The organism is Acidocella aquatica (genome assembly GCF_030160635.1).
In the GTDB taxonomy this organism is placed as follows: domain Bacteria; phylum Pseudomonadota; class Alphaproteobacteria; order Acetobacterales; family Acetobacteraceae; genus Acidocella; species Acidocella aquatica.
This window is the reverse complement of record NZ_BSOS01000122.1, coordinates 1-2,106: the sequence shown is the minus strand read 5'-3', so window position 1 is coordinate 2,106 and position 2,106 is coordinate 1. Positions and strand designations below refer to the sequence as shown.

Here is a 2,106-nt window from a genome sequence, read left to right as displayed (position 1 = left end):
TCCGGCACGGCGCAACCTTGACTGAGATTGGAAGTATTCTTCGGCATCAGCATCCCAAGACAACGGGCATTTACGCCAAGGTCGACTTTGATGCGCTCCGCCCACTTGCCCTGCGTTGGCCGGGAGGTGTGGCATGAGCGCCATGCGGGATGCGCTGCGCGATTACCTGGCCATGCGCCGCGCCTTGGGATTCAAACTGGTCAGTGACGGCACCGCGCTGCTGTCGTTCGTTGCCTTTCTGGAGGAGGCGCGAGCCGATTACATCTCGACCGAAATTGCGCTTGCTTGGGCGCAAATCCCGACTTCTGTGCAGCCCGCCCAATGGGCGAGACGGTTAGGTTTTGTTCGCGGCTTCGCACGTTACTGCTCAGCGATCGACCCGCGCAACGAGATACCGCCCGTTGGCCTCCTGCCATTTGAATATCAACGGCAAGCACCGTATTTCTTCTCAGACAAGGACATTGAAGCCCTGCTGCTTGCCGCCTTGGCTCGCCCAGCCAAGGACGGCTTGGCGAACCATACTTATCACTGCTTGCTCGGCCTGCTCAGTGTCACTGGGCTGCGTATTTCCGAGGCACTCAATCTTATGCTGGACGATGTCGATTTGGTCGACGGCATTCTGACCATACGTTCCTCTAAGTTCGGGAAGTCCAGAATGGTTCCGCTACACTTTTCCACTGTGACGGCCCTGGTCGATTACCGGGAGAGACGGGGCCGCTTCCTGGCAGGCCGGCAGATTCCACACTGGTTCGTCAACAGGCGTGGGACGAAGGTGCTTTGTGATGCCGTCGAAGGAATGTTCCGGCGATTGGCGGATAGGCTTGGTTTGGTCGGCAAGAAAGGCAAAAGGCGTCCCCGCATTCATGATCTGAGACACCGATTTGCCATGCAGACCCTTATGCGGTGGTACGACAACGGTCAGGACATCGAGCGGCTGCTGCCAGTCCTCTCTGCCTATCTCGGCCACGTCGAGGTTCGCGATACCTACTGGTATCTCTCCGGCTTTCCTCAGCTTTTGGCTGCGGCCAAGGATAGGCTGGAGCGCCGTTGGGAGGTAACGCTATGACACCCAACGCCAACTTCGCCGCCTTGCTGACGCGCTATTTTACTCAACGTCTGATTCAGCAGCGGTCTGCCAGCCCCCACACCATCAGATCCTACCGAGACACATTCCACCTCCTCTTGTTGTTTGCCAAAACCAGCCTTGGCAAGGAGCCATCGCAACTCACAATCGAACAAATCGACGCGCCTTTGGTCAGCTCCTTCTTGGACGATCTCCAGAGCCGGCGGGGCATCAGCGCCCGCAGCCGGAATCTTCGATTGACAGCCATTCGTTCATTCTTTCGCTTCGCAGCATTCGAATTGCCGGCTCACTCGGAGCCAATCCAACGGATCTTGGCTATTCCCTGCAAACGCTGCGACCACCGCCAAATTAACTATCTGACGCGGCCGGAGGTCGATGCCCTGCTTGCAGCACCTGATCAAACCACGTGGTCTGGTCGCCGCGATCATGCCTGGTTGCTGCTTGCGGTTCAGACAGGGCTGCGCGTGTCCGAACTTACGGGCTTAACCCAGCGGGACGTTCAATGCGGCGCCGGCGCTCACGTCTGTGTACTCGGTAAAGGGCGAAAGGAACGCTGCACGCCGTTAACGAAGCAGACGGCGGCTGTTTTGCAAGCGTGGTTGAAAGAGCAAGGGCGTGGCGACGAACAAATCGTGTTCCCCAATCGCCAGGGGAAGAGAATGAGTAATGATGGCGTCCAATATCTTCTCGCGCAGCATACCAAGGTGGCACGCAAGCACTGCCCGTCGTTGATGAACAAGAAAGTAACGCCTCATGTTTTGAGGCACTCCGCAGCTATGGAGCTTCTACAAGCCGGCGTCGACACAGCGGTGATCGCCCTGTGGCTGGGTCACGAATCCGTGGAGACCACACAAGTCTATTTGGAAGCAGATCTCGCCATGAAAGAGAAAATGCTAGCCAAGACCACGGCCCACGCAGGCAGCCCAGGCGTGTACAAGCCACCGGACGCGCTGCTCGCCTTCCTCAAGACACTTTGAGAGGGACGCGGACTATGCCGAGGGCATTGCAACGAATCCCAAAGA

At 57.7% G+C, this 2,106-nt stretch carries 2 protein-coding genes; both read left to right on the top strand.

Annotated elements, in window-relative coordinates; all coding sequences use genetic code 11:
- Positions 1 to 133 precede the first annotated feature (133 nt).
- Positions 134 to 1,066, top strand: a complete 933-nt coding sequence (locus QQJ84_RS19240; RefSeq protein ID WP_284259945.1) for a tyrosine-type recombinase/integrase — start codon at positions 134 to 136, stop codon at positions 1,064 to 1,066.
- Complete coding sequence (locus tag QQJ84_RS19235; RefSeq protein ID WP_284259944.1) at positions 1,063 to 2,061, top strand: site-specific integrase; 999 nt, start codon at positions 1,063 to 1,065, stop codon at positions 2,059 to 2,061. The genes QQJ84_RS19240 and QQJ84_RS19235 overlap by 4 nt, the downstream gene beginning before the upstream one ends.
- Positions 2,062 to 2,106 lie beyond the last annotated feature (45 nt).

Coding starts and splice junctions, on each gene's coding strand:
- QQJ84_RS19240 (WP_284259945.1), top strand. CDS start 134: ATGAGCGCCATGCGGGATGCGCTGCGCGATTACCTGGCCATGCGCCGC.
- QQJ84_RS19235 (WP_284259944.1), top strand. CDS start 1,063: ATGACACCCAACGCCAACTTCGCCGCCTTGCTGACGCGCTATTTTACT.